This window comes from Pseudorhodoferax sp., assembly GCF_047601025.1.
Lineage (GTDB): Bacteria > Pseudomonadota > Gammaproteobacteria > Burkholderiales > Burkholderiaceae_C > Pseudorhodoferax.
Window position 1 is genome coordinate 476,903 of the sequence record NZ_JASGJZ010000001.1, and the last position, 24,478, is coordinate 501,380.

Consider the following 24,478-nt stretch of genomic DNA (forward strand, 5'->3'; position numbering starts at 1 on the left):
CGCCTGAGCAGGCCTGTATATACAGACAAACCCACGACATCCCGGGAATGGGGCGCCGCGCGGGCCGGTCTGGTGCGCGGCTACCGGCGCGGCACGCGGGCAGGCCGGAACGCCCGGCGAATGCGCGGACTCCGCAGAAAGCGTGCCAGGCTCAATCGAGGTTGCGGTCGAGCGCGAAGCCGCGCATCTGCGCCTTGATGCGCGCCAGCTCGGCCTCGTCCAGCGCCACCAGCGGCGGGCGTACGCGGCGCCAGCCGGCGTCGCCGTCGAGCAGGGCCATGATGGCCTTGAACGCGGCCGTCATGCCGTAGCCGCCCAGGATGTCCAGGAAGGCGCGCACGCGCTGCAGGTCGCGCTGCGCGGCCTCGTCGCCCTGGGCCACGGCCAGGCGGCCGACCAGGTGCGGCATCACGTTGGCGATGCCGCTCACGGCGCCCAGGCTGCCGCGCGCGCCCATGGTCGGCAGGTCGGGCTCGTTGCCGACCCAGACCTGCATGCCGGGCATGAAGGCCTCGGCGTAGGCCACGGAGTCGGCGCGCGTGCAGCCGCTGTCCTTCAGGCCGATGATGGTGTCGGGGTACAGCCGGCGCAGCGCGGCGATGACCGGGTGCGACAGCGGCACGCCCGAGATCTGCGGGATGTGGTACAGCACCACGCGCAGGCGCGCGTCGGCCGCGCCGTCGATGACATGGCGATAGCAGTCGATGACGCCCTGGTCGGGCACGCCCTTCAGGAAGAACGGCGGCAGGATCAGGCAGCGCGTGGCACCGACCGAGAGCGCGTGGCGCGTGAGCTCCAGCGTATCGGGCAGGGCCGCGCAGCTGGTCGAGACCAGGATGCGCTCGGCCGGCACACCGCCGGCGATCAGGCCTTCCAGCGCGGCGCGGCGTTCGGCCACCGTGAACGACGGGCCCTCGCCCGTGGTGCCGAACGGCGTCACGCCGGCGCAGCCTTTCTCGATCAGCGCCTTGGCATGCCGCGCGAACCGGGGGATGTCGATGGAGAGGTCGGCGTTCAGCGGCGTCAGCAGCGCGGGCCAGATGCCGGCATGGGGAACGGAGGTGGTCATGGCAGTGAGGGTCTTTCGGATCGGGGGAATCAGGCGCCGCCGCCGAACTGCTCGTCGAGCTGCTGGTGGTGCGGCAGGCCGACGGTGTCGGCGAACGCAGCGTACGACAAGCCGGGCTGCGCCAGCGCGCCCGGCGTGCCGCCGGCATGCAGGGCGGCCAGGGCGTCCTGCACGGCGCGCGCGGCGCTGAACAGGGCCGTGACGGCGTAGAACACGATGGAAAACCCCATGGCCTGCAGCGCGGGCGCGGTGAGGGCCACGGCCGGCGTGCCGTCGACGATGGAGACGACCTTGGGGCCGGCCACGCGGCGCGCCACGGCCTCGACTTCGGCCACGGTCTTGATGCCGTCCACGAACACGAGGTCCACGCCGGCGTCCTGGTAGCGCCGGGCGCGCGACACCGCTTCGTCGATGCCGGCGGCCGGCAACGCATCGGTGCGGCCGATGACCAGCAGCGGGTCCCCGCCGCGCGACTGCACGGCGCAGCGCAGGCGGCGCGCATTCTCGGCCGCGTCGATCAGCCGGATGCCGGCCATCTGCCCGCAGCGCTTGGGCGCGACCTGGTCCTCCAGGTGGATCGCCGCCACGCCGGCCTGCACGTACTCGCGCACCGTGCGCTCGATGTTGGACGGGCCGCCGTAGCCGGTGTCGGCGTCGGCGATCACGGGGATGCCCACCGCGCGCACCATGTCGCGCGCGTGCGTGGTCATCTCGGTCTGCGTGAGCAGGCCGATGTCGGGCTGGCCCAGCCGCGTGGCCGTGGCGCCGAAGCCGGTCATGTAGATCGCGGGAAAGCCCGCGCGCTCGACCAGGCGGGCGCTCAGGCCGTCGTAGGCGCCGGGCGCCTGGACGATGGTTCCGGCGGCGAGCAGGCGCCGCAGGGTGGCTGCAGGGTGTTCCATGGCACCTCAGTTCATCATCAGGCCGCCGTCGACGTTCAGCGCCTGGCCGGTCATGTAGTCCGATTCCGGCGCGGCCAGGAAGGTCGCCACGTCGGCGACGTCCTCCGGCCGCTGCGGCCGGCCCAGCGGGATGCCGGCGATGCGCTGCTGCCAGACCTGGCCTTCCTGCAGGCCCTGCAGCGCGCCCCAGGCGCGGTCCATGCCGCGCCACATCTCGCTCTCCACGAGGCCGGGGCAGATCGCATTGACCGTGAGCCGGGGCGCGAACGCGATCGCGGCCGACTGCGTGAGGCTCAGCACCGCCGCCTTGCTGGCGCGGTAGTGCGGGATCACGGCGGCGATCGGCCCGGCGCCGCTGCGGCCGGCGATCGACGCCATCGTGACGATCTTGCCGGCCGGCCGGCCGGCAGCCAGCGGGGCCTGCTGCAGCATCTGCCGCGCGGCGGCCTGCAGCGTCAGGAAGCAGCCCTTGACGTTGACGCCGAGCATGCGGTCCCAGTCCGCGCCGTCCAGCTCCAGCAGCGGCTTGAGCTGCATGATCCCGGCGTTGCAGACCATCACGTCGAGCCGGCCGCCGGCCGCCACGGCCTGCTGCACCAGCGCGGCGCAGTCCTCGGCGCGCGTCACGTCGCCCGGCACGGCCAGCGCGCCGATCTGCTGCGCGGCGTGGCGGCAGCGGTCGGCATCGATGTCGGAGACGACGACGCGCGCGCCGCGCTCGGCGAACCGGCGCGCCACCGCCAGGCCGATGCCCTGGCCCGCGCCCGTGACCGCGACGACGAGCCCTTCGCTCACGGCGCCCTCCGGCGCACCAGCGGCTGGTCCTGCACGTAGGTGCGGTTCCACACCGGCGAGACCACCAGCTCGTTGACGCACACGTGCGCGGGCGCCTCGGCGATGAAGCGGATGACGCGGCCCATGTCGGCCTCCTGCAGCATGCGCGCCTTGTCGGCCTCGCTCGGCTGCACCGGCCGCTTCTTCAGGATCGGCGTGGCCACCTCGCCCGGGCACAGCGCCGTGGCGCGCAGGCCGTTCACGCATTCCTCGATGTTGAAGGAATGCGTCAGCGCCATCAGCGCGGCCTTGCTCGAGGTGTAGGCCGGGCCGGTCATGTACTCGTAGTGGAAGCCCGCGAACGAGGCCACGTTGATGACCGTGCCCTGCCCGCGCGCGCGCATGCCCCGGACCACCGCCAGCGTGCAGTAGGTGGCGCCGTTGAGGTTGATGCCCACCACGTCGGCGAAGGTCTCGGCGTCGGTGTCGCACCAGTAGCGCTTGGGGTAGTTGAGCCCGGCGCTGTTGACCAGGATGTCGACCCGGCCCAGTTCGGCCTGGATCGCGCCGGCCACCGCGTTCACGGCCCCGGCATCGGCCACGTCCAGCGGCCTGGCGGTGATGCGGCCCGCGGGCGCGCCGCGCGCCTCGGCCTCGGCGATGGCCTGCGCCAGCTTGGCCGCGTCGCGGCCGGAGATGACCACGCGCGCGCCGGCCTTGGCCAGGTCCACCGCACCGGCCAGGCCGATGCCGCTGCCGCCGCCGGTAACCCAGGCGACCTGCCCGTCCAGCAGTCCGCTCATTGCCCGCGGATCCGCTTGAGCTCGGCCTGCACCATGGCGATCGGCTCCTCGCCGATGGCCTTGGCGTGGCGCTCGTAGATCACCTTGGTCTTCTCGCGGATGCGCGCCATCTCGGCCGGCGCGATCTCGTTGACGGCCATGCCCTTGCCGCGCAGGTTGTCCACGCTCTTGGCCTCCATCGCGCGGTTGGCGCGGCGCTGCTCGGCGCGGCCGACCACGGCGCATTCCTTGAGCACGGCCTGCTCCTGCGGCGACAGCCCGTCCCAGATCTTCTTGGAGAACAGCACCAGCGTCGGGCTGTAGGCGTGCTTGCTGAGCGTGAGGTACTTCTGCACCTCGTAGAACTTCATGTTTTCGATGTTGGTGAACGGGTTCTCCTGGCCGTCCACGGTCCGGGTCTCCAGCGCCGAGTAGACCTCGGTGAAGGCCATCGGCACGGCGTTGGAACCCAGCGTCTTGAAGGTGTCGAGGTAGACGTTGTTCTGCATCACGCGCATCTTCACGCCCTCGAAGTCCTCGGCCTTGGTGATCGGGCGCTTGGAGTTCGTGGTGTGGCGGAATCCGTTCTCCCACCAGGCCAGGTTGACGAGGCCCACGGCCGGCAGCTTGGCCGAGAACCAGTCGCCGACCTTGCCATCCAGCAGCTGGTCGGCCTCGGCCGCGGTGTCGAACAGGAACGGCAGGTCGAACACACCCAGCGCCGGCACGATGGAGACCACCGGCGCGGTGGAGGTCAGCACCATGTCGATGGAGCCGGTGCGCACGCTCTGGGTGCTGGTCAGGTCGCTGCCGAGCGCGCCGTCCCAGAACGCCTGGATCTTCATCTTGCCGCCGGACTTCTCCAGCGTGCAGGCGCCCATGGCGGCCAGGCCGTTGCCCATCGGGTGTTCCTTGCTGACGCCGTTGGAGACGCGGAAGTTGCGGTTCTGGAACTGCGCGCTGGCCGGGCCTGCGGCCAGGGCCAGCGCGGCGGCGGCCAGCACGGTGGGCAGGGCGCGGGGGAACGGGGTCATGTCATGTCTCCGGGTTGAAGAGGCGGGAATCAGCTGAACCACCTGAGCGGCACCAGCACCAGGTCGGGGAACAGCACGAGCAGGAACAGCACGGCCAGTTCGGCCCACAGGAAGGGCCACAGCCCTTTCATCAGGTCCTTCATCGAGATCTTGGCCACGCCGCAGATCACGTTCAGCACGATGCCCACGGGCGGCGTGATCAGGCCGATGGCGTTGTTCATGATGAACAGCACGCCGAAGTAGACCGGGTCGATGCCGGCCTCCTTGATCACCGGCATCAGCACCGGCGTCAGGATCATCAGCGTGGGCGCGAAGTCCAGCGCCGTGCCGACGACCACGACCAGCGCCATGATCACGAACATCAGCACGATCTTGTTGAACATGAAGGGCTGCAGCATGGCCGAGACCTGCTGCGGCACGTCGGACGTGGTGATCAGCCAGGCCGACACCAGCGCCGCGGCGATCAGGAACACCACGACCGCAGTGCTCTTGGCCGCCGACACCAGCAGGCCGTACACCGCGCGCAGCGGCAGCTCGCGGTAGACCAGCGCGCCCAGCACGAAGGCATAGACGCAGGCCACCACGCCGGCCTCGGTCGGCGTGAACACGCCGAACTTCAGCCCGCCGATGATGCCCAGCGGCATCAGCAGCGCCCAGACGCCGTCCAGCGCGGCGCGGCCGCGCGCGGCCATGCTCTGGCGCGGCAGCACGGACACGTTGTCGCGCCGCGCCACCCACTGCCAGGCCAGCAGCAACGCCACGCCCATCATCAGCCCGGGCGCGATGCCGGCCAGGAACAGCTTGCCGATGGACACGTTGGCGATCACGCCGAACACGATCAGCCCGATCGACGGCGGCAGCACCGGCGCGATCACGCCGCCGGCGGCGATCAGGCCGGCCGAGCGCGGCACGTCGTAGCCGGCGCGCCGCATCATCGGGATCAGCAGCGCGCCGATGGCGGCGGCGTCGGCCGCCGCGCTGCCGGAGATCGCGGCCATCATGACCGAGGCGAACACCGCCACCAGGCCGAGGCCGCCGCGGATGTGGCCGACCCAGGCCAGCGCGAAGTTGACGATGCGCCGCGAGATGCCGCCGGCGTTCATCAGCTCGCCGGCCAGCATGAAGAACGGGATCGCCAGCAGCGGGAAGCTGTCGGCGCCCTCGATCAGCTTCTGCGACAGGATGGTGGTGTCGATCTGGCCCTGCGCCACCATCAGCGCCGCGCCACAGACCAGCAGCGCGAACGCGATCGGCAGGCCCAGCAGCATCGCGCCGAGCAGCGAGACGGTGAAGACGGCGATGGTCATGGCCTGGCCGCCTGAGCTTCCGCGTGGGTGTCGGGCAGGGCCTCCTCGCTCTCCTTGATGGCGATCAGCTCGCCGTCCGTGATGCGGCCGGTGGCGATGCGCCACAGCGTGTGCAGCGCCATCGCCGCGATCGCCACGCTGGTGAGGTAGGACACGCCGAACACCCAGATCATCGACAGGCCGGTGACCGGCGCGGCCGTGGTCGCGTTGATCTCGTGCTGCACCCAGGTGCCGCGGAACATCATCGCGCAGCACAACAGCACCATGCCCTGGCACAGCGCCAGGCAGACGAGCTTGCCGCGGCGCGACAGCCGGCTGACGAAGTTGTCCATGCCCAGGTGCGCGCCCTCGCGCATGGCCACGATGGCGCCGATGAAGGTCAGCCAGATGAAGAAGAAGCGCGACAGCTCCTCGGACACCTCGATGCCCGAGTTGAAGACGTAGCGCAGCACCACGTTGCCGAACACCATCAGCACCATGCCCAGCAGCAGCACGGCGAGCACCGCCTCCACCGCCTTGAAGACGCGGTCCATGGTCAGATGACCTTGCCGGGGTTCAGCAGGTTGTGCGGGTCGAGCGCCTGCTTCAGCGTGCGCATCAGCGCGATCTCCTCGGGGCTGCGCGCGTACGACAGGTAGGGCTTCTTGGCCGTGCCGATGCCGTGCTCGGCCGAGACGCTGCCGTTGAACGCGCGCACCGTGCCGTAGATCGCGTCGTCCATGCGCTTCTTCGGCTGCGCCTCGAGCGGCAGGCCCGGCACCCAGGCGACCAGGTGCACGTTGCCATCACCGATGTGGCCGTAGTAGATGCTCTCGCAGCCCGGGATCTGCTCGGCCAGCGCCGCCTTGCATTGCGTGGCGAAGGCGTCCATGTCGCGCACGGCCAGCGCCACGTCGTAGGAGATGTGCGGGCCCAGCACCTGGAAGAACTCCGAGCAGGCATCGCGCAGCGCCCAGAACGCCTGCGTGTCGGCCATCGACTGCGCCACCGCGGCGTCGGCCAGCACGCCGCTGCCGGCGAAGCGCTCCAGCCAGTCGGCGAAGCGCGGGCCGTCCACGGCCTCGTCCGTGCCCTGGGCCTCGACCAGCACGTAGAAGCCGTGCCGGCCGGCCACCGGCGAGCGCACGCCCACGCGCTCGGTCACCACCTGCCAGTAGTCCGGCCACATGACCTCGAACGCCGACAGCAGCGGCCCCAGGCCGCGCCGGGCCTCGCCCAGCAGGCGCACCACGGCCGCGTAGTCCGGCAGCGCGCACAGCGCCGACAGTGTGCAGCCCGGCTGCGGATGCAGGCGCAGCACGATGCGCGTGATGACGCCCAGCGTGCCTTCGCTGCCGATGAAGAGCTGCTTCAGGTCGTAGCCGGCGTTGTTCTTCATCATCTTGTTCAGGCTGGTCACGATGGTGCCGTCCGGCAGCACCCATTCCAGCCCCAGCACCAGCTCGCGCGCCATGCCGTAGCGGATCACGCGGTTGCCGCCGGCGTTGGTCGACAGGTTGCCGCCGATCGCGCAGGAGCCGCGCGAGCCCAGGTCCAGCGCGAAGTACAGGCCGGCCTCCGCGGCGGCGCGCTGCACCGCCTCCAGCGGCGTGCCGGCGCGCACCGTCATCGTGGAGCCGGCGGTGTCGATCTCCTCCACGCCGACCATGCGCTCCAGCGACAGCGCGACCCAGCCATCCTCGGGCCGGGCGCCGCCGCACAGGCCGGTCAGCCCGCCCTGCGGCACCACCGGCAGCATGGCCTCGCGGCAGGCGCGCAGCGCGGCCGACACGCCCGCGGCGTCGACCGGCCGCACCACGGCCAGCGGGCGCGTGGGCGGCTGGGTGCTCCAGTCGTTGCGGTTGCGTTCCGGCACGTCGTCGCCGATCAGCACGGCGGCCGCGCCCAGCTGCTCGCGCAGCCGCGACAGGACTTCGATGGCCCGGGCCGCGTCCACGCCCGGCAAGCTGGTGGTGTTCATGGCCGCGCAGTGTCTTGTATGTAAGGTACTAAAGCACTAGTACAAACACCGATGGCAGGCGCAGCCGCCGGCGCCGCGGCCCGCGGCGGTATCTGCGAGACTTCCGCGCATGCCGGACCCCAACGCCCTCCGCTTCAAGATCGACACGCCCAGGTCGCTGGCCGCGCAGGTCGCGCAGCGCCTGCGCGACGCCATCGTGGACGGCCAGTTCGCGCTCGGCGAGATGATCGCGGAGGAGACGCTGGCCGCCTCATTCGGCGTGAGCCGCACGCCGGTGCGCGAGGCGCTGGCGCAGCTGCAGTCGCTCGGCCTGGTGGCGGTGCGGCCGCAGCGCGGCAGCTACGTGTTCGAGCCGACCGAGGCCGACGTGGAGGCGCTGTGCGAGTTCCGCTGCCTGATCGAGCCGCGCGCGGCCGAGCTGGCGCACCGCAACGCGCGCGAGCAGACCATCGCCGACCTGCAGGCCGCCATCGCCGAGATGGCCGCCGCGCGCAAGGCCAGGGACGGCGTGCGCTACAGCCGCGCCGACACGCGGCTGCACGAGGCCTTCGTGCTGAACTGCGGCAACCCCTACCTGCAGGCCGCCTACGCCACGGCCGGCGCCAAGATCGCGGCCATGCGCACGCACCTGTCGGCCACGCAGGACGTGCTCAAGCCGGCCGGCTTCGAGCAGCACCGGCAGCTGCTGGCGCATTTCGTCGCGGGCGACTTCGCCGCCTTCGACGCGCTGATGCGCGAGCACGTGGCCGGCACGCGGGCGAGCTACGTGGCCAACCTGAAGGCACGGCGCGGCGCCCGCGCCTGACGGGGCCCGCCGCCTACCGCTGCAGCCGCGGGGGCTCCAGCTCCATGCGGTAGGCCAGGCTGATGAAGAGCGACTGGGCCAGGCACAGCGTGGAGGTCAGCGAGCGGAAGCCGTAGGGCGCGCTGTCCTGCACCAGCAGCGTGGCCGACGCCTGCCGGACCAGCGGGCTGAACTTGCTGTCCGTCAGCGCGATCAGCCGCGCGCCGCGCGCCAGCGCGGCCTCCACCACCTCCAGCGTCTCCTTCGCATAGGGATCGAAGGACACGGCGATCATGACGTCGCCCTCGGACATGGCGCGCATCTCCGCGTGCTGCATGTGCCCCAGCCCGTTCAGCCAGTGGATGGGCTTGCTGGTTTGCTGCAGCGCATAGGCCAGGTAGGCGCCCACCGGGAAGGCGCGCCGGGCGGCCACCAGCCACAGGGCCTTGGCCTCCACCATCAGCGCCACGGCGGCCTCGAAGTCCGCGTGCGCCAGGCCGGCTTCGAGCGCCTGCAGGCTCTCCACGCTGCCGCGGATCACCTCTTCGGCGATCCGGGCCGACGCCAGCGGCCGGGCGCCGCTGCCCACCAGCGAGCGGATCCGGTCGCGGTAGTCCGGGTGCGGCACCAGCTTCTGCGCGGCCTCGTGCCGGAACAGCGCCTGCATCTCGGAAAAGCCCGACAAGCCGAAATGCTGCGCGAAGCGCACCACCGCGGACGGCTGCACGCCGCACTTCGCCGCGGTCTCCTGGATGCCCTCCAGGCCCATGCGCTCGCGATTCGCCTCCACGTGCCGGGCGATGAGCTTGAGCTGCCGGCTCAAGCCGTCGAAATGGGCGCGGGCCATCACCAGCAGTTCTTCCGCGCTGGCGGGCTTGCGGGTCGGCAAGGAATCTTGGGAGGCGGTCATCGGCGGGTACCGGAGTCAGGCAGCGCGCGCGCAGCCGCGCGGGCGCGCCCCAAACGGTACAACGGGCGGCGGCCAGCACAACGCCGCGGCCTCCGGGTTTCATCTATCGGAGAAGCCTTTTTCATATATTTCTATATTTCCACGTAATAGATAATAATTTCTACAATCCCCGGGTGCCGCGCCCCTCTGCCCCAGGCACCTGTCCGCGGCCCCATCGACATTCTTCTGGAGACCTGCATGACCCCTCCCCCACCCGGCCGCATGGCCGGCAAGGTAGCTCTGATCACCGGCGGCGCCAGCGGCCTGGGCTTCGCGACGGCGCGACGGCTCGTGCGCGACGGCGCCCGTGTGGCGCTGGCGGACGTCGACGAGGACCGCCTGCGCGCGGCCGTCGCCGAACTCGGCGCGGGCGACGGCCAGGTGCGCGCGTACCGGCTGGACGTGCGCGATGCTGCCAACGTCGGGCAGGTGGTCGGCCAGGCCTGCGCCGACTTCGGCGCCATCGACGTGCTGGTCAACAGCGCCGGCGTGAGCCACCAGGGCTCCGTGCTCGACAACACCCTCGACGCCTGGGACCGCGTGATCGGCATCAACCTGACGGGCAGCTACCTGTGCACCCAGGCCGTGGCCCGGCACATGGCCGAGCGCAGGGCGGGACGCATCGTGTTCCTGGCGTCCATCTCGGGCCAGCAGGTCTGGTCCGGCCGCGTGGCCTATTCCTCGTCCAAGGGCGGCGTGCTGGCGCTGGCCAAGTCCTGCGCCATCGACCTGGCGCCCTTCGGCATCACGGTGAACTCGGTCTCGCCCGGCCCCATCGAGACGCCGCAGACCGCGACGCTGCACAACGAGATCGTGCGCAACGCCATCGTCTCAGCCACGCCCATGGCCCGCTACGGGCGCCCTGACGAAGTCGCCGACGTGATCGCGTTCCTGGCGAGCGACGACGCCCGCTTCGTCACCGGCCACGACCTGGTCGTCGATGGCGGGCTGACCAGCGCGGCGATCCTGTACGACCTCGCCAAGAACCCCCAGCCCGTTTGACATGAGACACCCCCGGCCTGCGCGCTGCGCGCTTCGCCAACCCCCTCCAGGGGGCGGAGGGCCGCGGCTCCAAGCCTGCCTGCGCAGGCCTGGACGGCCCGACGAGGCGGCTCCTCCGGAGCCGCTGCGGCCGGCAAGGCACGCCTGCGGCCGGGCAAGGCCCGTCCGTGGCGCCCGCGGGCATGGCCTGCTCAGCGGCCGTTCGAACCACTGCCTGCAGCCCGGTTGCATGCGCTGCGGGTGGCGCGCCGGCGCCGCGGAAAACTGAGATCCCGCTCCATCCCCCTTCCCTTACGACCTCGACCGACAGGAGACACCGCACCATGTCCGACTTCCAGCCCAACGCCGCCCGGCGCACCGCACTGCGCGCCGCATTGATCGCCGGCAGCGCGCTTCTCGCCGTCCCGGCCGTGCACGCCCAGGCCGAATGGCCGACCAAGCCCGTGACGATCGTTGTGGGCTACCCGCCCGGAGGCCAGACCGACTTCGTCGCGCGGGCCCTGACGACGGGCATGCAGAAGGTGCTCGGGCAGCCGGTGATCATCGACAACAGGGGCGGCATGAACGGCAACATCGGCAACGACTACGTGATGAAGTCGCCGCCGGACGGCTACCGGCTGCTGGCCGGCAACGGCGTGATGACCATCGCGCCGCACACCTACAAGAACACGCCGGTCGTCGATCCGCTGAAGTTGACGCCGATCGGCACCATGCTCACCTCCGGACTGGTGCTGGTCGTGCCGGCCACCTCGCCGATCAAGGACTACCAGCAGTTCGTGCGCTTCGTGCAGGAAGAGGGCAAGAAGACCGGCATCAACTACGGCAGCTCCGGCGCCGGCGGCCTGACCCACGTGACGATGGAGCTGCTGCGCGAGCGCCTGGGCAAGCCGGCCATGAACCACGTGCCGTACAAGGGCGGCGCCGCGGTGGCCGTGGACCTGATCGCCGGCCGCGTCGAAGCCATCTTCGACGCCGTGTCGGTGGTCTCGCCCTTCATCAAGTCGGGCCAGATGCGGCCGCTGATGGTCACGACCCGCACGCGCGTGCCAATCCTGCCGGACGTGCCGACGGCCGACGAGGTGGGCCTGAAAGACTTCGAGATCAGCTCCTTCATCGGCTTCTACGGCCCGCCCGGCCTGCCCGCCGCCGTGGTACAGAAGGCCAACGCCGCGATGAACGCGGCGCTGAAAGACCCGGCCGTGGTGCGCTCGGTCGTCGAGCGCGGCGACGAGCCCGGCGGCGGCACGCCCGAAGACCTGGCCAAGCTCACGCGCGACCAGTTCACGCTGTGGGGCGCGGTGGTGAAGGCCAACGACATCCGGGCGGATTGATGCCCAGCGTGGCCGTCGTCGGCGCCGGCCTGATCGGCCGGGCCTGGGCCATCGTCTTCGCACGGGCCGGCCGGCAGGTCCGCCTGTACGGCACCCGGTCCGCGACGCTGGACGCCGCGGTGCGGAGCATCGCAGACACCCTGCACGACATGGATGCCACCGGGCTGCTCGACGAGACACCCGGCGCGATCGCCGCGCGCATCGCGCCCACGGATTCGCTGGCAGGCGCCTGCACCGGCGTGGCGCTGGTGCAGGAGAACATCCCCGAGACCGTGCCGGCCAAGCAGGCGATCTTCGAGCAGCTCGACGCGCTGGCGCCGCCCGACGCGGTACTGGCCAGCTCCACCTCGTGGATCCCCGCCTCGCGCTTCACCGCAGCGCTGGCCGGGCGCCACCGCTGCCTGGTGGCGCATCCGACGAACCCGCCCAACCTGGTGCCGCTGGTGGAGGTGTGCCCCGCCCCGTGGACTGCGCAAGACGCCGTGTCCCGCGCGATGGACCTCTACGCGCGCGCCGGCCAGGAGCCGGTGCTGGTGCGGCGCGAGATCGACGGCTTCCTGCTCAACCGCATCCAGGGCGCCGTGCTCAACGAGGTGCTGAACCTGTTCGAGCAGGGCTATGCGAGCACGGCCGACCTGGACAAGGTCATGAAGCACGGGCTCGGCCTGCGCTGGTCGTTCATGGGGCCGTTCGAGACGATCGACCTGAACGCGCCGGCCGGCGTGGCGGACTATGCGCAGCGCTACGGCCACACCTACGCCGCGGTCGGCGCCTCGCAGGGGCCCAACGCCTGGTCACCGCAGCTCGTGGCCGGCATCGAGGCGGAGCGCCGGCGCGTGCTCGGCGCCGACCAGCTGGCGCAGCGCGCCCGCTGGCGCGACGTGCGCCTGATGGCGCTGCGCGCGCACCAAAGACGGCAGCCGGACGGATCGGAGCCATGATGGACACGGGTGTTGAAGGCCTGCGCGTGCTGGTGACGGCCGGCGCGCAAGGCATCGGACTGGCGATCACCGAAGCCTTCGCCGCGGGTGGTGCGCAGGTTCACATCTGCGACGTCGACGAGCGGGCGCTGGCCGAGGTTCGCGCACGCTGGCCGGGCGTCGGCCAGAGCGTGGCCGACGTGTCCGACGCGGCGCAGGTGGACGCGCTGTTCGCGCAGCTGGCTTCGCGCTGGGACAGCCGCCTGGACGTGCTGGTCAACAACGCAGGCGTCGCGGGCCCCACGGCCGCACTGGAAGACGTGGAGCCGGAGGCCTGGGCCCGCACGATCGCGGTCAACCTGACCGGCACCTTCCTCTGCGCGCGGCGGGCCGTGCCGCTGCTCAAGGCGGCCGGCGGCGGCGCCATCGTCAACCTGTCGTCCACGGCCGGCCGGCTGGGCTTTCCGCTGCGCACGCCGTACGCGGCCTCCAAGTTCGGCGTCATCGGGCTGACGCAGACCTGGGCGATGGAACTCGGCCCCTGCGGCATCCGCGTCAACGCGGTCCTGCCGGGCGTCGTGGCCGGCGAGCGCCAGGAGCGCGTGATCGCGGCCAAGGCGGCCTCCCTGGGCATCGGGCACGAGGCCATGCGCGCGCGCGTGCTGTCCAAGGTGTCGCTGCGCAGGATGGTCAGCGCCCAGGACATCGCGCACCAGATCCTGTTCATCTGCTCGCCGGCGGGCGCTGCCATCAGCGGCCAGAGCCTGTCGGTCTGCGGCAACGTCGAGCACCTGGGCTGAGAAGCTTCAGCCCCCCGCCCGCCACAGCGGGCGGCACAGGGCCAAACCCAGCACCGGCCCGGGCAGCAGCAGCCAGGCGGTGCGCAGGCCCCAGCGCTCGACCAGCACCGTCGTCAGCGCGATCGCGGCCACGGTCAGCGCAAAGCCGATGGAGTTCTGGATCGCCAGCGCGCTGCCGACCCACTGCGGCGGGCAGCTGCGGGCCGACAGCGCGGAGAACTGCGGCGAATCCGCGACCACGGCAGCGCCCCACACCGCGAACAGCAGCACCAGCCCGGCCGCCGGCAGGCGCTCGCCGACCGCCGCGCAGACGACGCAGCACAGGCCCGACAGCGCCAGCGCCCCGCCGGCCACGCGCGCGCTGCCCAGGCGCTGGCTCAGCGCGCCGCCGAGCAGGCAGCCCGCCGCCCCGGCCGCGATGACCGCGAAGGACAGCGCCGGCACGCTCCAGCCGGTGCGCTGCGCGAGCCCGGCCTGCGCCAGCAGCGTCGGCACCAGCGTCCAGAACGCGTACAGCTCCCACATGTGGCCCCAGTAGCCCAGCGCCGCGGCGCGCAGCTGCGGCGCCGCGAAGGCCTGCAGCACCGAGGCCTGGACGCCGCGGCGCCCGCGCAGCGGCGGCGGCGCATGCGGCCCGTCGCCGAGCGCGGCGACCAGCCCGGCCGCCGCCAGGGCCAGCACGGACGAGGCCGAGATCACCAGCTGCCAGTCCCAGGACGAACCCAGCGCGCGCAGCGCGTGCGGCAGCGCCGTGCCCAGCGTCAGCATGGCCACCAGCAGCGCCAGCGCGGCGCCGGCGCGCGCGGGCGCCCAGCCGACGATCAGCTTCATGCCCAGCGGGTACACGCCGGCCAGGCTCAGGCCGACGCAGAACCGGAACGCCATGCCGCTCGCCAGCCCCGTGGCCAGGAAGGCGAAGCCGAGGTTGCATGCCGCGCCCAGCACGGCGCTGGCGACGAAGATGCGGCTGGCCGCGAAGCGGTCCGCCAGCCCGGCCAGGGCCAGCACCAGCGTGCCGAGGATGAAGCCCAGCTGCACCGCGCCGGTCAGCCAGCCGATGCCCGACGCACCCAGGCCCCAGGCCCGCGCCAGGTCGTCGGCCGCGGCGTTGGCGCTGAACCACAGCGAGGTGCCCAGCAGTTGCGCCAGCGCGACCGTGAAGACCGCGCCACGGTGCTGCGGCGCGCTCATGCGGCCGCGCCTTTGCGCTTCTGCGGCCGGCGCCGCGCCACCTGGCCGCCGCCGCGCCCGGGCAACGCGCCCGCGCACCGGATCTGCTGCCGCGGCGCCTCGCCAGCCGCCATGTGGGCGGGCACGGCCAGCACGCGCGGCAGGCGCGCGGGTCCCAGCGGGTGGAGCGCAGGAGCGACGAACAGGGGCATGGCAAACCAGGGGCGGCAGCAGCCGCGGGGCGAAGCCGCCGAGCATACCTAGGGCCGACGCCAAGCAACGCCCGTCGGAGCACGCCCTAGACTCGCCGCATGCGCCCCCCCTCCCCCGCCCCCACGGCGCTGGTGCTGACCGGCGGCGGCGCGCGGGCGGCCTACCAGGTCGGCGTGCTGCAGGCGCTGGCGCAGCTGCGGCGCGCGGCCGGCGCGGCGGCCGCGGGCAACCCGTTCCCGGTGCTGGTCGGCACCTCGGCCGGCGCGATCAACGCGGCGGCGCTGGCCTGCGGCGCGGCCGACTTCGACCGGGCCGTGACCGCGATGGGACTGGTCTGGCAGCGGTTCCGGCCCGAGCAGGTGTACGACGTCGGCACCCTGAAGCTGCTGGACGCGCCCGGCCACCTGCGCATGCTGTGGGGGCTGGCGCGGCTGCTGGTGCGCTGGCGGCACGCGCAGCCGGCCAGCCTGCTGGACAACGCCCCGCTGGCCGGCCTGCTGGAGCGGCTGGTGCCGCTGAAGCGCCTGCCGGCGCTGCTGCGCGCCGGGCACCTGCAGGCGCTGGCGATCACCGCATCGAGCTACAGCGGCGGCGACCACGTCAGCTTCTACCAGGCGGCGCGGCCGATGCAGCCCTGGCTGCGCTCGCAGCGGCGCGCCGTCCAGGAGCCGCTGACGCACGCCCACCTGCTGGCCTCCGCGGCGATCCCGTTCGTGTTCCCGGCGCAGGCGCTGCCGATGCCCGAGGGCACGGAATACTTCGGCGACGGCAGCATGCGCCAGTCCGCCCCGCTGTCGCCGGCCATCCACCTGGGCGCCGCGCGCATCCTGGCCGTCGGCGCCGGCCGGCTGCAGGAGCCGCCCGGCATGCCGGCGCCGAACGCCCACACCGGCGCGCCCAGCGTGGCGCAGATCGCCGGCCACGCGCTGTCCAGCATCTTCCTGGACGCGCTGCCGGTGGACGTGGAGCGGATGCTGCGCATCAACCAGACGCTGGCGCTGGTGCCGCCGGCGGCGCGCGCGGCCACCACGCTGCGCCCGGTCGAGCTGCTGCTGATCACGCCCTCGCAGCGGCTGGACGCGATCGCGGAGCGCCACGTCCACAAGCTGCCCGGCGTCGTGCACCGGCTGTTCGCCGACCACCGCCCGCGCCCGGCCAGCGCCGCGCAGGCCGCCGCCTTCGCCAGCTACCTGCTGTTCGACGCCGGCTTCACCTGCGAGCTGATGGCGCTGGGCCGGGCCGACACGCTGGCGCGCGCCGGCGAGGTGCGGGCGTTCATGGGCTGGGGGTGATGCCCAGCTCGGCGCAGACGCGCTCCAGCGTCACCTTCAGCGCCGCCACCTCGTCCTGCAGCCGCGCCACCTGCGCGCGCAGCGCCGGCACCTCGCCGGCCGGGTCGGTGGCCGGCAGCGGCGCGTCCAGCGCCGCGGCGGCCTCGGGCGCGCCGCCGGACAGCAGGTGCATCCAGCGGCTCTCGCGCGCGCCGGGCAGGCGCGGCAGCCGCGCCACCAGCGCGCCGGCCGGCCGTTCGGCCAGTTCGTCCAGGAAGGCCTCGACCGAGGAGATGTCGGCGAAGTTGTGCATGCGCTCGCTGGCGATGCGCAGCTCGCCGGCGGTCTGCGGGCCGCGCAGCAGCAGCACGGCCAGCAGCGCCTGCGACTGCGAGGGAATGCGCAGCACACCGTCGGCGTTGTGGGCGTAGCGCATCGCGCGGCCGCCGCTGCTCTCGCTCGCCAGGCTCATCGCGCGCAGGTTGTCCAGCGCCTCCTGCACCTGCGCGTCGGTCAGTTCCATGACCGGGTGCCGGCTGGTCTTCTGGTTGCAGCCGGCCACCAGGCCGTTCAGCGTCAGCGGGTAGGTGTCGGGCACGGTGCGCTGCTTCTCGATCAGCACGCCGAGCACGCGGGCCTCGGCCAGGGACAGGATGGGGACCGTCATGCGCCGCCCCGGATGCGCGCGACCAGCGCCTTGGTGAACGCGGCGGTGCCGGCCGTGCCGCCGTACAGGTCGCCGGTGCGCACGCGGTCCACATTCAGCGTCTCGTCGATGGCGGTGCGCAGGCGGCGCGCCAGGTCGGGCAGCCGCACGTGCTCCAGCATCAGCGCGGCGGCCAGCAGCAGCGCCACCGGGTTGGCGACGCCCTGGCCGGCGATGTCGGGCGCCGAGCCGTGCACGGCCTCGAAGATCGCGGCGTCCTTGCCGATGTTGGCGCCGGGCGCCATGCCCAGGCCGCCGACCAGCCCGGCCACCAGGTCCGACAAGATGTCGCCGAACAGGTTGGTCGTGACCAGCATGTCGAACTGCCAGGGGTTCAGCACCAGCTTCATCGCGCAGGCGTCGACGATCACGGTGTCCAGCGCGAACCGGCCCCTGTAGCGCTCCTCGTACAGCTGCAGCCCGGTCTCCAGGAAGATGCCGGTCAGCGCCTTCATGATGTTGGCCTTGTGCACCAGCGTGACCTTCTGGCGTCCGGCGGCGACCGCGGTGTCGAACGCGTACTCGAGGAGGCGGCGGCTGCCGGCGCGGGTGTTGATGCCGGTGGCCATGGCCACGGCGTGCGGGTCGCCGTCGATCTGCACATAGTGCTCGTGGCCGATGTACAGGCCCTCCAGGTTCTCGCGCACGACCAGCAGGTCGATCTTGTCGAAGCGCCCGCCCGGGATCAGGGTGCGCGCCGGGCGCAGGTTGGCGTAGAGCTGGAACTCCTCGCGCAGCCGCACGTTGGACGAGCGGTAGCCGCCGCCCGAGGGCGTCTCCAGCGGCCCCTTCAGCGCCAGCCGCGTGCGGCGGATGCTGGCGAGCGTGGCCGCGGGCAGCGGGTCGCCGGCGGCCTGCACGCCGCCCAGGCCGGCGACCTGGCGGTCCCAGTCGAACGGCGCGCCGAGGGCGTCCAGCGCAGCCAGCGTGGCCTCCACGATCTCGGGGCCGATGCCGTCGCCGGCGATCAGGGTGGCGGGGATGGGGATGGTCATGGCGGGCCTCCTGGCTACGGAAACGCGGGGCAGCATAACCGGCGGCGGCCGCCGGCGCGGTTCAGGCAACTGCTACGGCCGCCCGGGAACCCAGGCCAGTACATCCCACAAAGTAGCCGACGCGGGCATGCCAGCGGGCGGGCGTTGGTGGATCGGCTGGAGGAGCCGGTCGACGGTCTCGCGATCGGAAAACGGGATGGCAAGCGCCGACTGGATGGCCATGGCGGCCTGTTTGGCATCCAGCTTGACAGCCACCGCCGCCAGTCCCTGGCTCAGGGCACCCAGGGCACCTGCATTCGTGGCCGCGCCCATCGCCTGGAGCACCGGCTCGATCGCCCGCCCGGCCTGCTGCGCATCCAGCTTGGCAGGCACCGCCGCCAGGCCCTGGCCCAGGGCACCCAGGGCCAATGCATTCGTGGTCGCGCCCATCGCCTGGAGTACCCGCTCGATCGCCCGCCCGGCCTGCTGCGCATCCAGCTTGGCAGCCACCGCCGCCAGGCCCTGGCCCAGGGCACGCAGGGCCAATGCATTCGTGGTCGCGCCCATCGCCCGGAGCAGCGGCTCGATCGCCCGCCCGGCCTGCTGCGCATCCAGCTTGGCAGGCACCGCCGCCAGTCCCTGGCCCAGGGCACGCAGGGCATCTGCATCCGTGGTCGCGCCCATCGCCTGGAGCACCCGCTCGATCGCCCGCCCGGCCTGCTGCGCATCCAGCTTGGCAGCCACCGCCGCCAGTCCCTGGCCCAGGGCACGCAGGGCATCTGCATCCCTGGTCGCGCCCATCGCCTGGAGCACCCGCTCGATCGCCCGCCCGGCCTGCTGCGCATCCAGCTTGGCAGGCACCGCCGCCAGGCCCTCGCCCAGGGCACCCAGGGCAACTGCATCCGTGGTCGCGCCCATCGCCTGGAGCAGCGGCTCGATCGCCCGCCCGGCCTGCTGCGCATCCAGCTTGGCAGCCACCGCCGCCAGGCCCTCGCCCAGGGCACGCAGGGCAAATGCATCCGTGGTCGCGCCCATCGCCTGGAGCAGCGGCTCGATCGCCCGCCCGGCCTGCTGCGCATCCAGCTTGGCAGCCACCGCCGCCAGTCCCTGGCTCAGGGCACGCAGGGCATCTGCATCCCAGGTCGCGCCCATCGCCTGGAGCAGCGGCTCGATCGCCCGCCCGGCCTGCTGCGCATCCAGCTTGGCAGCCACCGCCGCCAGGCCCTCGCCCAGGGCACGCAGGGCACCTACATCCGTGGTCGCGCCCATCGCCTGGAGCAGCGGCTCGATGGCGTGCGGCGTCGACAGCCCCACACCCAGAGAGGCAACCGCACGCAGCGTATCGAAACCCGCAGCATCCGAAGCCGGCATGACGACCTGCTGGATCAACTGATCGCGCAATGCCGCCGAACGGCCGGCGAGTGCTCGCGTGATGACCCAAGCATGCCGGCTGAACAACCGCGCCAATCCAGGATCACTGCGCAGCTTGATCGCAAACGCCAGCCGGACTTTCTCGTCGGCAGTCATCAGCTGCCGTACCGCCTCGTCATCGAGTTGCTGCACTTGCTGCACTGGCGCGAGCTGGTGCCCGATCTCGTTGGCCTCGGCATCGACGAGGCGCACCTGCTGCTGCAAGATCCACATCCCCCCGCCGAACACGGCGACCACGACGCCGAATCCCGCCAGCGCCCACGGCAAACCCGCCACGTAGTAGGCCAGCCGGGTGAACGACTGCTCGTCCACCGACATCCAGTGCCCACGCCGCTGGCGCAGCCGGTCGAACGCGATGCGTTCGCCGCGGCCGGCCGTCGCCTCCCTCCAGCGCCGGCCACCCGCCACCCAGTCCTGCACACGCACGATCAGGCGGTCCAGCGCACCCTTGTCCTCGGCCTGGCCGTCGACGCCGCGCAGCCACTGGCCGTAGCGCACCCATTGCGTGGCGATCTGTTCATGCGCCAGTTCGACCGTGTGGCTGGCGTCGCCGGCCGCCGCCGAGAGGGCCGCGCCGCCGGCCCGTTCACCCTCCGCCGGCTCGCGCCCGAGCACGAGCAGGCGGTTGGACTCGCGCGTGCCCAGCTGCTGCGCGACGGCCCAGGCGGCGGGCGCGAACTCGTCGCGGTGCGCGCGGCGCCGCGTGACGCCGCCCTCGGCGGACTGGGTGACGAGCCGGACGAACACCGTCTCGGCCAGCGCCGCGCGCGCCGGGCCGAGCCGGTGCAGCGCTTCTTCGGCCGCATACGCCAACGCGCCTTCGACGCGGCCGATGTCCTTGTAGGCATCGAGCAGGGTGGGGTGCCTGTTCCGCTCGGCCCAGGTCTTGAACAGGGCCATCTCGACCAGGGCCAGTTCGCCCGGCTCGCCGCCCACGTCACGCAGCACCTCGGCAGCCAATACCGCCGCCTGCCGCGCGTCGACGCCCGCCAGCGCCAGCGGCTTCTCGATGCAATCCCGGAGCTGCGTGTCGGCCATGCGGCGCAGGCTGAAGCATGCCGCCCGCCCATCCGCCTCCAGCCGCTGGTACAGCCCGGCATGCGACGCCGTCTGGAAGAAATGGTCCCGGCGCATGGTGGCGACGACGCGCACGCGCCGGTCCACCGGCGCCACGGCCAGCAGCAGTCCGTCCAGGAAGGTGGTGCGCAGGCGCCCGTCCAGCGTCTGCGTCCACAGTTCCTCGAACTGGTCCACGACCAGCAGCACCTGCGCACCGCGCGGCGCGCCTGCGCGCAGCACGTCGGCCAGCGCGCTGGCGTCACCCTGCTTCAGGCGGCTGCAGGCCTGGTCGAACAGCGCGGCCTGCAGGTCCGGCACATCGCGTGCGCTGTCCGACACCGCATCGACCAGCGCCTGCAGCGGCACGTTCAACGGCCGCATCTGCACCACGTGCCAGCTGCCCGGGCCCGGGCGCGGCGCGCCGGGGTCGGCCAGCCGGCCTTCGCGGAAGCCGGGCACCACGCCGGCCTGCACCAGCGAAGACTTGCCGGCTCCGCTGTCGGCGACCACCATGACCAGGCTTTGCGTGCGCAGCCTGTCCAGCAGTTCGCGCGTCTCCTGATCGCGGCCGAAGAACAGGTGGGCATGGTCGGCGCCGAAGGCCTCCAGGCCGCGGAAGGGCTCGTCGACCAGCGCGATGCGGCGCGGCTCCGCCGCGTCGCCCAGCACGGCGGCGATCAGTTGCTGCAGACCGTCGTCCGCCGACAGGGCCACGCCCTGGTAGTGGCGAGCGAACGGCGGCAGCCGCGCGATGTCGAGCAGGTTGCGCTCGACCACGGGCAGGAAGGGGTAGTGCGCGCCGCGCCGGCCGTCTGCGATCACGCGGTCCAGCGCCACCCGCACCTCCATGCGCACCCAGTGCTCGGCGCCGGCTTCGCTGAGGTAGACCGCGAATGCCGTCGATTCCTGCGCGATCGCATATTCGAGCTGGTCCATCCACGGCGTGCCGGGGCGCAGGTCGCGCTTGTCCACCCAGACCCTGAGCCCACGCGCGCGCGCCGCCGGCGCGGCCTCGATGCGCCGGGCCAGCGCCAGCGCGGCTTCGGTGTCGCAGCCGGCGTGCGACAGGAACAGCAGCGGCTCCCCCATGCTCTCTCCTCCGTGGCGCGGCCGCGGGATCGAGTCGCCCGTCGGCCGGCGCAGCATAGCGTTACGCTGGTGCGCCGGCATCGTGCAATTGGTGGATATTTGCCAGCCCGCTCCGCCATTGCCCTGCCGCACCACATGACCGCCCCGCCCTTCTCCCTGCACTACCTGCTGTTCGACCCCAGCGCCGGCACCGACGGCACCGGCCTGTTCGAGGCCATGGCGGCCGTCGTGCCCGCGGACGCCGCCGCCGTCGAGGCCGAGATCGCGCAGGTGCTGGACTGGGCCGGGACGCAGTTCCCCGACCGCGGCCCGGTGGAGGACGGCGGCGACTGGGAGGCCGAGCTGCAGGTGGCCGACGACGTCGGCGGCGCCGGCCAGCCGCTGCGCGTGTTCAGCCTGTCGCTGGCGGGATCGGCCGCGTTCTGCACGGCGTTCGAGCAGCAGTTCGGCGACGCCATCGCTTGAAGGGAACCCCCATGCCGAGGAAGCTGCTGCCGCTGCCCGCCCTGCTGTCCTGCGCCCTCGCCTGCGGTGCCGCCGCTTCGGCCGCGGCCGAACGCACGGTCCAGGCGCCGGGGCCGCTGGCGCCGCTGCAGGGCACGCTGGCCGGGCCCGGCACGCCGGCCGCGCCGGTGGTGCTGGTGATCCCGGGCTCCGGCCCGACCGACCGCGACGGCAACGCGCCCGCCGCCGGGCTGCAGGCCGCCCCCTACCGGCGGCTCGCGCAGGCGCTGGCCGCGCGCGGCATCACCACCGTGCGCATCGACAAGCGCGGCATGTTCGGCAGCGCCGCCGCCGTGGCCGACGCGAACGCGGTGACGGTCGAGGACTACGCGGACAACGTCCACGGCTGGGTGCGCGCGCTGCGCGGCGACACCGGTGCCGGCTGCGTCTGGCTGCGGGGCCACCGCGAGGGCGGCCTGGTCGCGCTGGCCGCGGCCCGCCGCGGCACCGAGGGCCTGTGCGGCCTGGTGCTGGTCGCCACGGCCGGGCGGCCGCTCGGCCAGGTGCTGCGCGAGCAGCTGCAGGCCCATCCCGCCAACGGCCCGCTGCTGGGCCAGGCGCTGCCGGCGATCGACGCGCTGGAGGCCGGCCGGCGCGTGGACGTCTCGGCCCTGCACCCGGCGCTGCGGCCGCTGTTCCATCCGCGCGTGCAGGGCTTCCTGGTCAGCAGCTTCGCGCTCGATCCGGCGCAGCTGCTGGCCGGCGTCCAGCTGCCGGCGCTGGTGCTGCAGGGCGGGCGCGACCTGCAGGTCGGCGTGGCCGATGCGCGCCGCCTGGCGGCGGCCGCGCCGGGCAGCCGGCTGGTGCTGCTGCCCGCAGCGAACCACGTGCTCAAGGCCGTGCCGGCGGACGACCGCGCGGCCAACCTGGCAGCCTACGGGGATGCCCGCCTGCCGCTGGCCGCCGGCGTGGCCGAGGCGATCGCGGACTTCGTCGCGGCGCCCGGCCGCACGCGGTAGGTGGGCGCCGGCTCAGCCGCCGCGCTCGTCCGTCGGCGACGCGGAAGCAGGCGCGGCATCGCCCTCCTCACCGGCCGCGTGCCGCGCCAGGCCCAGCCCGGCCATCCCGCCGGCGGCCATGCCGGCGCCGCCGCCCTGCCCAGCCCCGCCGCCGCCCGCGCGCCCGCCCTGGGACGCGCCCGCCGCCGCGCCGCGACCACCCCCGGCGCCGGTGCGCAGCGGCCCCTGCCGGGGCACCGCCACGTCGGCCGAAATCGCCTCCAGGTCCAGCACCTGACGGATGAAGGTGCGCAGCGACAGCACCAGCTCCGCGGTCTCGATCTGGCGCCCGGCGACCATGTCCTGCGCGGCCCGGGCCGCCAGGCGCACCTGCTCGGCGGTGCCGAGCAGGATGACGTCGGACAGCGCCGCCTCCACCGCATCGCGGATGCGGCGGCGGCGCTCGGCACCGGCGCCGCCGTCGTCCGCGCCTTCGCCGGCGGTCTCGGCGGCGCGCTGGCGCTGGTCGCGCAGGTGGCGCGGGTCGACCGCCAGCTCGCCGGTGAACGAGCCGCCCAGCGTCTTGTAGGCCGCGATCAGCGTCTTCAGGCGTTCGTTGATCTGGCGGTTCTGGCGCTCGCGGCGCTGCTGCACGCGCTGCATCACGAGCAGGCGGACCGCGACCGCCACCAGCGAGACCAGCACCAGCCCCAGCAGCGTGGACAGCACGCCCTGCCAGGAACTGAAATCGATGGGGCTGCGCATGCGGCGGAGGATACCGGCCGGACGGACGTCCCGTCAGGCGGCCGGCGGCCGCGAGGAAGGCCGCGTCAGCCCGTCAGCCGGCCAGGTGCGCGAGCATCAGCTGGCGCAGCACCGGCAGGCGACCGGTGAAGAAATGGTCCGCGCCCGGCACCACGACCACGGGCTGCGTGCCGGGCCGCGCCCAGTCCAGCACGTTGGCCAGCGGCACGACCTCGTCGCGCTCGCCGTGCACGACCAGCGCGTCGGCGATGCCGCCGGGCGTGTCGAACCGGCGGCCGCTCGGCACGCTGCCGAACGGCATGCCGGCCAGGCCCACGCGCCACGCGGGTTCGCCGCGCGCCGCCAGGGCGTGCGCCACGCGCGCCTGCACGAAGGCACCGAACGAGAAGCCGAGCAGCGCGAGGCGCCGGCCGGGCCAGGCGGCGCGCAGGGCCGCGCACAGCGCCAGCACGTCGTCGGCCTCGCCCCGGCCCTCGTCGTGCACGCCGGCGCTCGCGCCCACGCCGCGGAAATTGGGGCGGGCGACCTGCCAGCCGGCCTCGGCCAGCGCACGCGCCAGGAACTGCGGCAGCTTGTGCCGCGCATGGCCGCCCAGCAGCGGCTGCGGGTGGGTGACGACGGCGATGCCCGCCGCGGTCGTGCCCTGGACGCCGGCCGGCGCGTCGAGCAGCACTTCCATCGGCCCGGCGGGGCCGTCGAGCAGCTGCACGCCCGCCGGCGCGGCCGGCTCCAGGCGCATGGCGC

24 protein-coding genes are annotated in these 24,478 nt (G+C 73.1%); 8 read left to right on the plus strand and 16 right to left on the minus strand.

What is annotated here, in order from left to right; all coding sequences use genetic code 11:
• Window positions 1-151 precede the first annotated feature (151 nt).
• The 8 genes from QM782_RS02255 to QM782_RS02290 are packed head-to-tail and all read right to left on the minus strand — an operon-like array spanning window position 152 to window position 7,828.
• On the minus strand, window positions 152-1,069 hold the full coding sequence (locus QM782_RS02255; RefSeq protein WP_415201315.1) for a dihydrodipicolinate synthase family protein: 918 nt from the start codon (window positions 1,067-1,069) through the stop codon (window positions 152-154).
• A gap of 29 nt (window positions 1,070-1,098) precedes the next feature.
• Window positions 1,099-1,971 carry an isocitrate lyase/PEP mutase family protein gene (locus QM782_RS02260; protein ID WP_415201316.1) on the minus strand — a complete coding sequence of 291 codons (873 nt, stop codon included), beginning with the start codon at window positions 1,969-1,971 and terminating at the stop codon, window positions 1,099-1,101.
• A 6-nt stretch (window positions 1,972-1,977) separates the two neighbouring features.
• A complete protein-coding gene (locus tag QM782_RS02265) occupies window positions 1,978-2,766 on the minus strand; it encodes an SDR family NAD(P)-dependent oxidoreductase (RefSeq protein ID WP_415201317.1) in 789 nt (262 codons plus the stop codon).
• Window positions 2,763-3,548 (minus strand): SDR family oxidoreductase, encoded by a 786-nt coding sequence (locus QM782_RS02270; RefSeq protein WP_415201318.1) that lies wholly within the window; start codon window positions 3,546-3,548, stop codon window positions 2,763-2,765. Before QM782_RS02270 ends, QM782_RS02265 begins: the two co-directional genes overlap by 4 nt.
• Window positions 3,545-4,561: a TRAP transporter substrate-binding protein gene (locus QM782_RS02275; protein ID WP_415201319.1), complete on the minus strand. Its 1,017-nt coding sequence runs from the start codon at window positions 4,559-4,561 to the stop codon at window positions 3,545-3,547. The genes QM782_RS02270 and QM782_RS02275 overlap by 4 nt, the downstream gene beginning before the upstream one ends.
• A 29-nt stretch (window positions 4,562-4,590) precedes the next feature.
• Complete coding sequence (locus QM782_RS02280) at window positions 4,591-5,868, minus strand: TRAP transporter large permease (RefSeq protein ID WP_415201320.1); 1,278 nt, start codon at window positions 5,866-5,868, stop codon at window positions 4,591-4,593.
• Window positions 5,865-6,401: a TRAP transporter small permease gene (locus QM782_RS02285; RefSeq protein WP_415201321.1), complete on the minus strand. Its 537-nt coding sequence runs from the start codon at window positions 6,399-6,401 to the stop codon at window positions 5,865-5,867. Before QM782_RS02285 ends, QM782_RS02280 begins: the two co-directional genes overlap by 4 nt.
• A gap of 2 nt (window positions 6,402-6,403) precedes the next feature.
• The gene (locus QM782_RS02290) at window positions 6,404-7,828 is read right to left on the minus strand and encodes an FAD-binding oxidoreductase (protein ID WP_415201322.1); all 1,425 of its coding nucleotides are present in this window, start codon (window positions 7,826-7,828) and stop codon (window positions 6,404-6,406) included.
• A gap of 109 nt (window positions 7,829-7,937) precedes the next feature.
• Here QM782_RS02290 and QM782_RS02295 point away from each other — a divergent pair, with 109 nt between their 5' ends.
• On the plus strand, window positions 7,938-8,633 hold the full coding sequence (locus QM782_RS02295) for a GntR family transcriptional regulator (RefSeq protein ID WP_415201323.1): 696 nt from the start codon (window positions 7,938-7,940) through the stop codon (window positions 8,631-8,633).
• A gap of 13 nt (window positions 8,634-8,646) precedes the next feature.
• Here QM782_RS02295 and QM782_RS02300 read toward each other — a convergent pair whose 3' ends face one another.
• Window positions 8,647-9,459 carry a MurR/RpiR family transcriptional regulator gene (locus QM782_RS02300; RefSeq protein ID WP_415205567.1) on the minus strand — a complete coding sequence of 271 codons (813 nt, stop codon included), beginning with the start codon at window positions 9,457-9,459 and terminating at the stop codon, window positions 8,647-8,649.
• Window positions 9,460-9,759: 300 nt separating this feature from the next.
• Here QM782_RS02300 and QM782_RS02305 point away from each other — a divergent pair, with 300 nt between their 5' ends.
• The 4 genes from QM782_RS02305 (at window position 9,760) to QM782_RS02320 (ending at window position 13,614) form a co-directional block, all read left to right on the plus strand.
• Window positions 9,760-10,563 (plus strand): SDR family NAD(P)-dependent oxidoreductase, encoded by an 804-nt coding sequence (locus QM782_RS02305; protein ID WP_415201324.1) that lies wholly within the window; start codon window positions 9,760-9,762, stop codon window positions 10,561-10,563.
• 323 nt (window positions 10,564-10,886) lie between these two features.
• Window positions 10,887-11,894, plus strand: coding sequence for a Bug family tripartite tricarboxylate transporter substrate binding protein (locus QM782_RS02310; RefSeq protein WP_415201325.1), 1,008 nt, complete (start codon window positions 10,887-10,889; stop codon window positions 11,892-11,894).
• Window positions 11,894-12,835: a 3-hydroxyacyl-CoA dehydrogenase gene (locus tag QM782_RS02315; protein WP_415201326.1), complete on the plus strand. Its 942-nt coding sequence runs from the start codon at window positions 11,894-11,896 to the stop codon at window positions 12,833-12,835. Before QM782_RS02310 ends, QM782_RS02315 begins: the two co-directional genes overlap by 1 nt.
• On the plus strand, window positions 12,835-13,614 hold the full coding sequence (locus QM782_RS02320) for an SDR family oxidoreductase (RefSeq protein ID WP_415201327.1): 780 nt from the start codon (window positions 12,835-12,837) through the stop codon (window positions 13,612-13,614). Before QM782_RS02315 ends, QM782_RS02320 begins: the two co-directional genes overlap by 1 nt.
• Before the next feature lie 6 nt (window positions 13,615-13,620).
• On the opposite strand, the gene QM782_RS02325 is transcribed toward QM782_RS02320, so the two are convergent.
• Window positions 13,621-14,805: an MFS transporter gene (locus QM782_RS02325; RefSeq protein WP_415201328.1), complete on the minus strand. Its 1,185-nt coding sequence runs from the start codon at window positions 14,803-14,805 to the stop codon at window positions 13,621-13,623.
• Window positions 14,802-14,996, minus strand: coding sequence for a hypothetical protein (locus QM782_RS02330; protein ID WP_415201329.1), 195 nt, complete (start codon window positions 14,994-14,996; stop codon window positions 14,802-14,804). The genes QM782_RS02325 and QM782_RS02330 overlap by 4 nt, the downstream gene beginning before the upstream one ends.
• A gap of 99 nt (window positions 14,997-15,095) precedes the next feature.
• Between QM782_RS02330 and QM782_RS02335 the strand changes: the two genes are divergently transcribed.
• A complete protein-coding gene (locus tag QM782_RS02335) occupies window positions 15,096-16,289 on the plus strand; it encodes a patatin-like phospholipase family protein (RefSeq protein WP_415201330.1) in 1,194 nt (397 codons plus the stop codon).
• On the opposite strand, the gene QM782_RS02340 is transcribed toward QM782_RS02335, so the two are convergent.
• The 3 genes from QM782_RS02340 to QM782_RS02350 all read right to left on the minus strand — a co-directional run bounded on the left by QM782_RS02340 (window position 16,273) and on the right by QM782_RS02350 (window position 21,527).
• Window positions 16,273-16,935, minus strand: a complete 663-nt coding sequence (locus tag QM782_RS02340) for a YceH family protein (RefSeq protein ID WP_415201331.1) — start codon at window positions 16,933-16,935, stop codon at window positions 16,273-16,275. The two genes, QM782_RS02335 and QM782_RS02340, sit on opposite strands and share 17 nt — an antisense overlap.
• Window positions 16,932-17,969: an isocitrate/isopropylmalate dehydrogenase family protein gene (locus QM782_RS02345; protein WP_415201332.1), complete on the minus strand. Its 1,038-nt coding sequence runs from the start codon at window positions 17,967-17,969 to the stop codon at window positions 16,932-16,934. The genes QM782_RS02340 and QM782_RS02345 overlap by 4 nt, the downstream gene beginning before the upstream one ends.
• Before the next feature lie 72 nt (window positions 17,970-18,041).
• Window positions 18,042-21,527 carry a TIR domain-containing protein gene (locus QM782_RS02350; protein WP_415201333.1) on the minus strand — a complete coding sequence of 1,162 codons (3,486 nt, stop codon included), beginning with the start codon at window positions 21,525-21,527 and terminating at the stop codon, window positions 18,042-18,044.
• 135 nt (window positions 21,528-21,662) lie between these two features.
• On the opposite strand from QM782_RS02350, the gene QM782_RS02355 reads away from it, so the two are divergent.
• Together QM782_RS02355 and QM782_RS02360 are read left to right on the plus strand one after the other, a co-directional pair.
• A complete protein-coding gene (locus QM782_RS02355; RefSeq protein WP_415201334.1) occupies window positions 21,663-21,992 on the plus strand; it encodes a hypothetical protein in 330 nt (109 codons plus the stop codon).
• Window positions 21,993-22,003: 11 nt separating this feature from the next.
• Window positions 22,004-22,990 (plus strand): alpha/beta hydrolase, encoded by a 987-nt coding sequence (locus QM782_RS02360; RefSeq protein ID WP_415201335.1) that lies wholly within the window; start codon window positions 22,004-22,006, stop codon window positions 22,988-22,990.
• Between the two features lie 12 nt (window positions 22,991-23,002).
• Here the strand turns inward: QM782_RS02360 and QM782_RS02365 are convergent, their stop codons facing one another.
• Both QM782_RS02365 and QM782_RS02370 read right to left on the minus strand, forming a co-directional pair.
• Window positions 23,003-23,734 (minus strand): hypothetical protein, encoded by a 732-nt coding sequence (locus QM782_RS02365; RefSeq protein WP_415201336.1) that lies wholly within the window; start codon window positions 23,732-23,734, stop codon window positions 23,003-23,005.
• Between the two features lie 73 nt (window positions 23,735-23,807).
• The gene (locus tag QM782_RS02370) at window positions 23,808-24,473 is read right to left on the minus strand and encodes an alpha/beta hydrolase (protein ID WP_415201337.1); all 666 of its coding nucleotides are present in this window, start codon (window positions 24,471-24,473) and stop codon (window positions 23,808-23,810) included.
• Between the last annotated feature and the right edge of the window lie 5 nt (window positions 24,474-24,478).

Bases quoted from the DNA above. Each gene is read 5' to 3' on its own strand.
- QM782_RS02360 (WP_415201335.1), top strand. From the start codon at position 22,004: ATGCCGAGGAAGCTGCTGCCGCTGCCCGCCCTGCTGTCCTGCGCCCTC.
- QM782_RS02325 (WP_415201328.1), bottom strand. From the start codon at position 14,805: ATGAGCGCGCCGCAGCACCGTGGCGCGGTCTTCACGGTCGCGCTGGCG.
- QM782_RS02315 (WP_415201326.1), top strand. From the start codon at position 11,894: ATGCCCAGCGTGGCCGTCGTCGGCGCCGGCCTGATCGGCCGGGCCTGG.
- QM782_RS02355 (WP_415201334.1), top strand. From the start codon at position 21,663: ATGACCGCCCCGCCCTTCTCCCTGCACTACCTGCTGTTCGACCCCAGC.
- QM782_RS02320 (WP_415201327.1), top strand. From the start codon at position 12,835: ATGGACACGGGTGTTGAAGGCCTGCGCGTGCTGGTGACGGCCGGCGCG.
- QM782_RS02350 (WP_415201333.1), bottom strand. From the start codon at position 21,527: ATGGGGGAGCCGCTGCTGTTCCTGTCGCACGCCGGCTGCGACACCGAA.
- QM782_RS02305 (WP_415201324.1), top strand. From the start codon at position 9,760: ATGACCCCTCCCCCACCCGGCCGCATGGCCGGCAAGGTAGCTCTGATC.
- QM782_RS02300 (WP_415205567.1), bottom strand. From the start codon at position 9,459: ATGGCCCGCGCCCATTTCGACGGCTTGAGCCGGCAGCTCAAGCTCATC.
- QM782_RS02285 (WP_415201321.1), bottom strand. From the start codon at position 6,401: ATGGACCGCGTCTTCAAGGCGGTGGAGGCGGTGCTCGCCGTGCTGCTG.
- QM782_RS02270 (WP_415201318.1), bottom strand. From the start codon at position 3,548: ATGAGCGGACTGCTGGACGGGCAGGTCGCCTGGGTTACCGGCGGCGGC.
- QM782_RS02275 (WP_415201319.1), bottom strand. From the start codon at position 4,561: ATGACCCCGTTCCCCCGCGCCCTGCCCACCGTGCTGGCCGCCGCCGCG.
- QM782_RS02370 (WP_415201337.1), bottom strand. From the start codon at position 24,473: ATGCGCCTGGAGCCGGCCGCGCCGGCGGGCGTGCAGCTGCTCGACGGC.
- QM782_RS02365 (WP_415201336.1), bottom strand. From the start codon at position 23,734: ATGCGCAGCCCCATCGATTTCAGTTCCTGGCAGGGCGTGCTGTCCACG.
- QM782_RS02310 (WP_415201325.1), top strand. From the start codon at position 10,887: ATGTCCGACTTCCAGCCCAACGCCGCCCGGCGCACCGCACTGCGCGCC.
- QM782_RS02340 (WP_415201331.1), bottom strand. From the start codon at position 16,935: ATGACGGTCCCCATCCTGTCCCTGGCCGAGGCCCGCGTGCTCGGCGTG.
- QM782_RS02290 (WP_415201322.1), bottom strand. From the start codon at position 7,828: ATGAACACCACCAGCTTGCCGGGCGTGGACGCGGCCCGGGCCATCGAA.
- QM782_RS02345 (WP_415201332.1), bottom strand. From the start codon at position 17,969: ATGACCATCCCCATCCCCGCCACCCTGATCGCCGGCGACGGCATCGGC.
- QM782_RS02335 (WP_415201330.1), top strand. From the start codon at position 15,096: ATGCGCCCCCCCTCCCCCGCCCCCACGGCGCTGGTGCTGACCGGCGGC.
- QM782_RS02280 (WP_415201320.1), bottom strand. From the start codon at position 5,868: ATGACCATCGCCGTCTTCACCGTCTCGCTGCTCGGCGCGATGCTGCTG.
- QM782_RS02295 (WP_415201323.1), top strand. From the start codon at position 7,938: ATGCCGGACCCCAACGCCCTCCGCTTCAAGATCGACACGCCCAGGTCG.
- QM782_RS02260 (WP_415201316.1), bottom strand. From the start codon at position 1,971: ATGGAACACCCTGCAGCCACCCTGCGGCGCCTGCTCGCCGCCGGAACC.
- QM782_RS02255 (WP_415201315.1), bottom strand. From the start codon at position 1,069: ATGACCACCTCCGTTCCCCATGCCGGCATCTGGCCCGCGCTGCTGACG.
- QM782_RS02330 (WP_415201329.1), bottom strand. From the start codon at position 14,996: ATGCCCCTGTTCGTCGCTCCTGCGCTCCACCCGCTGGGACCCGCGCGC.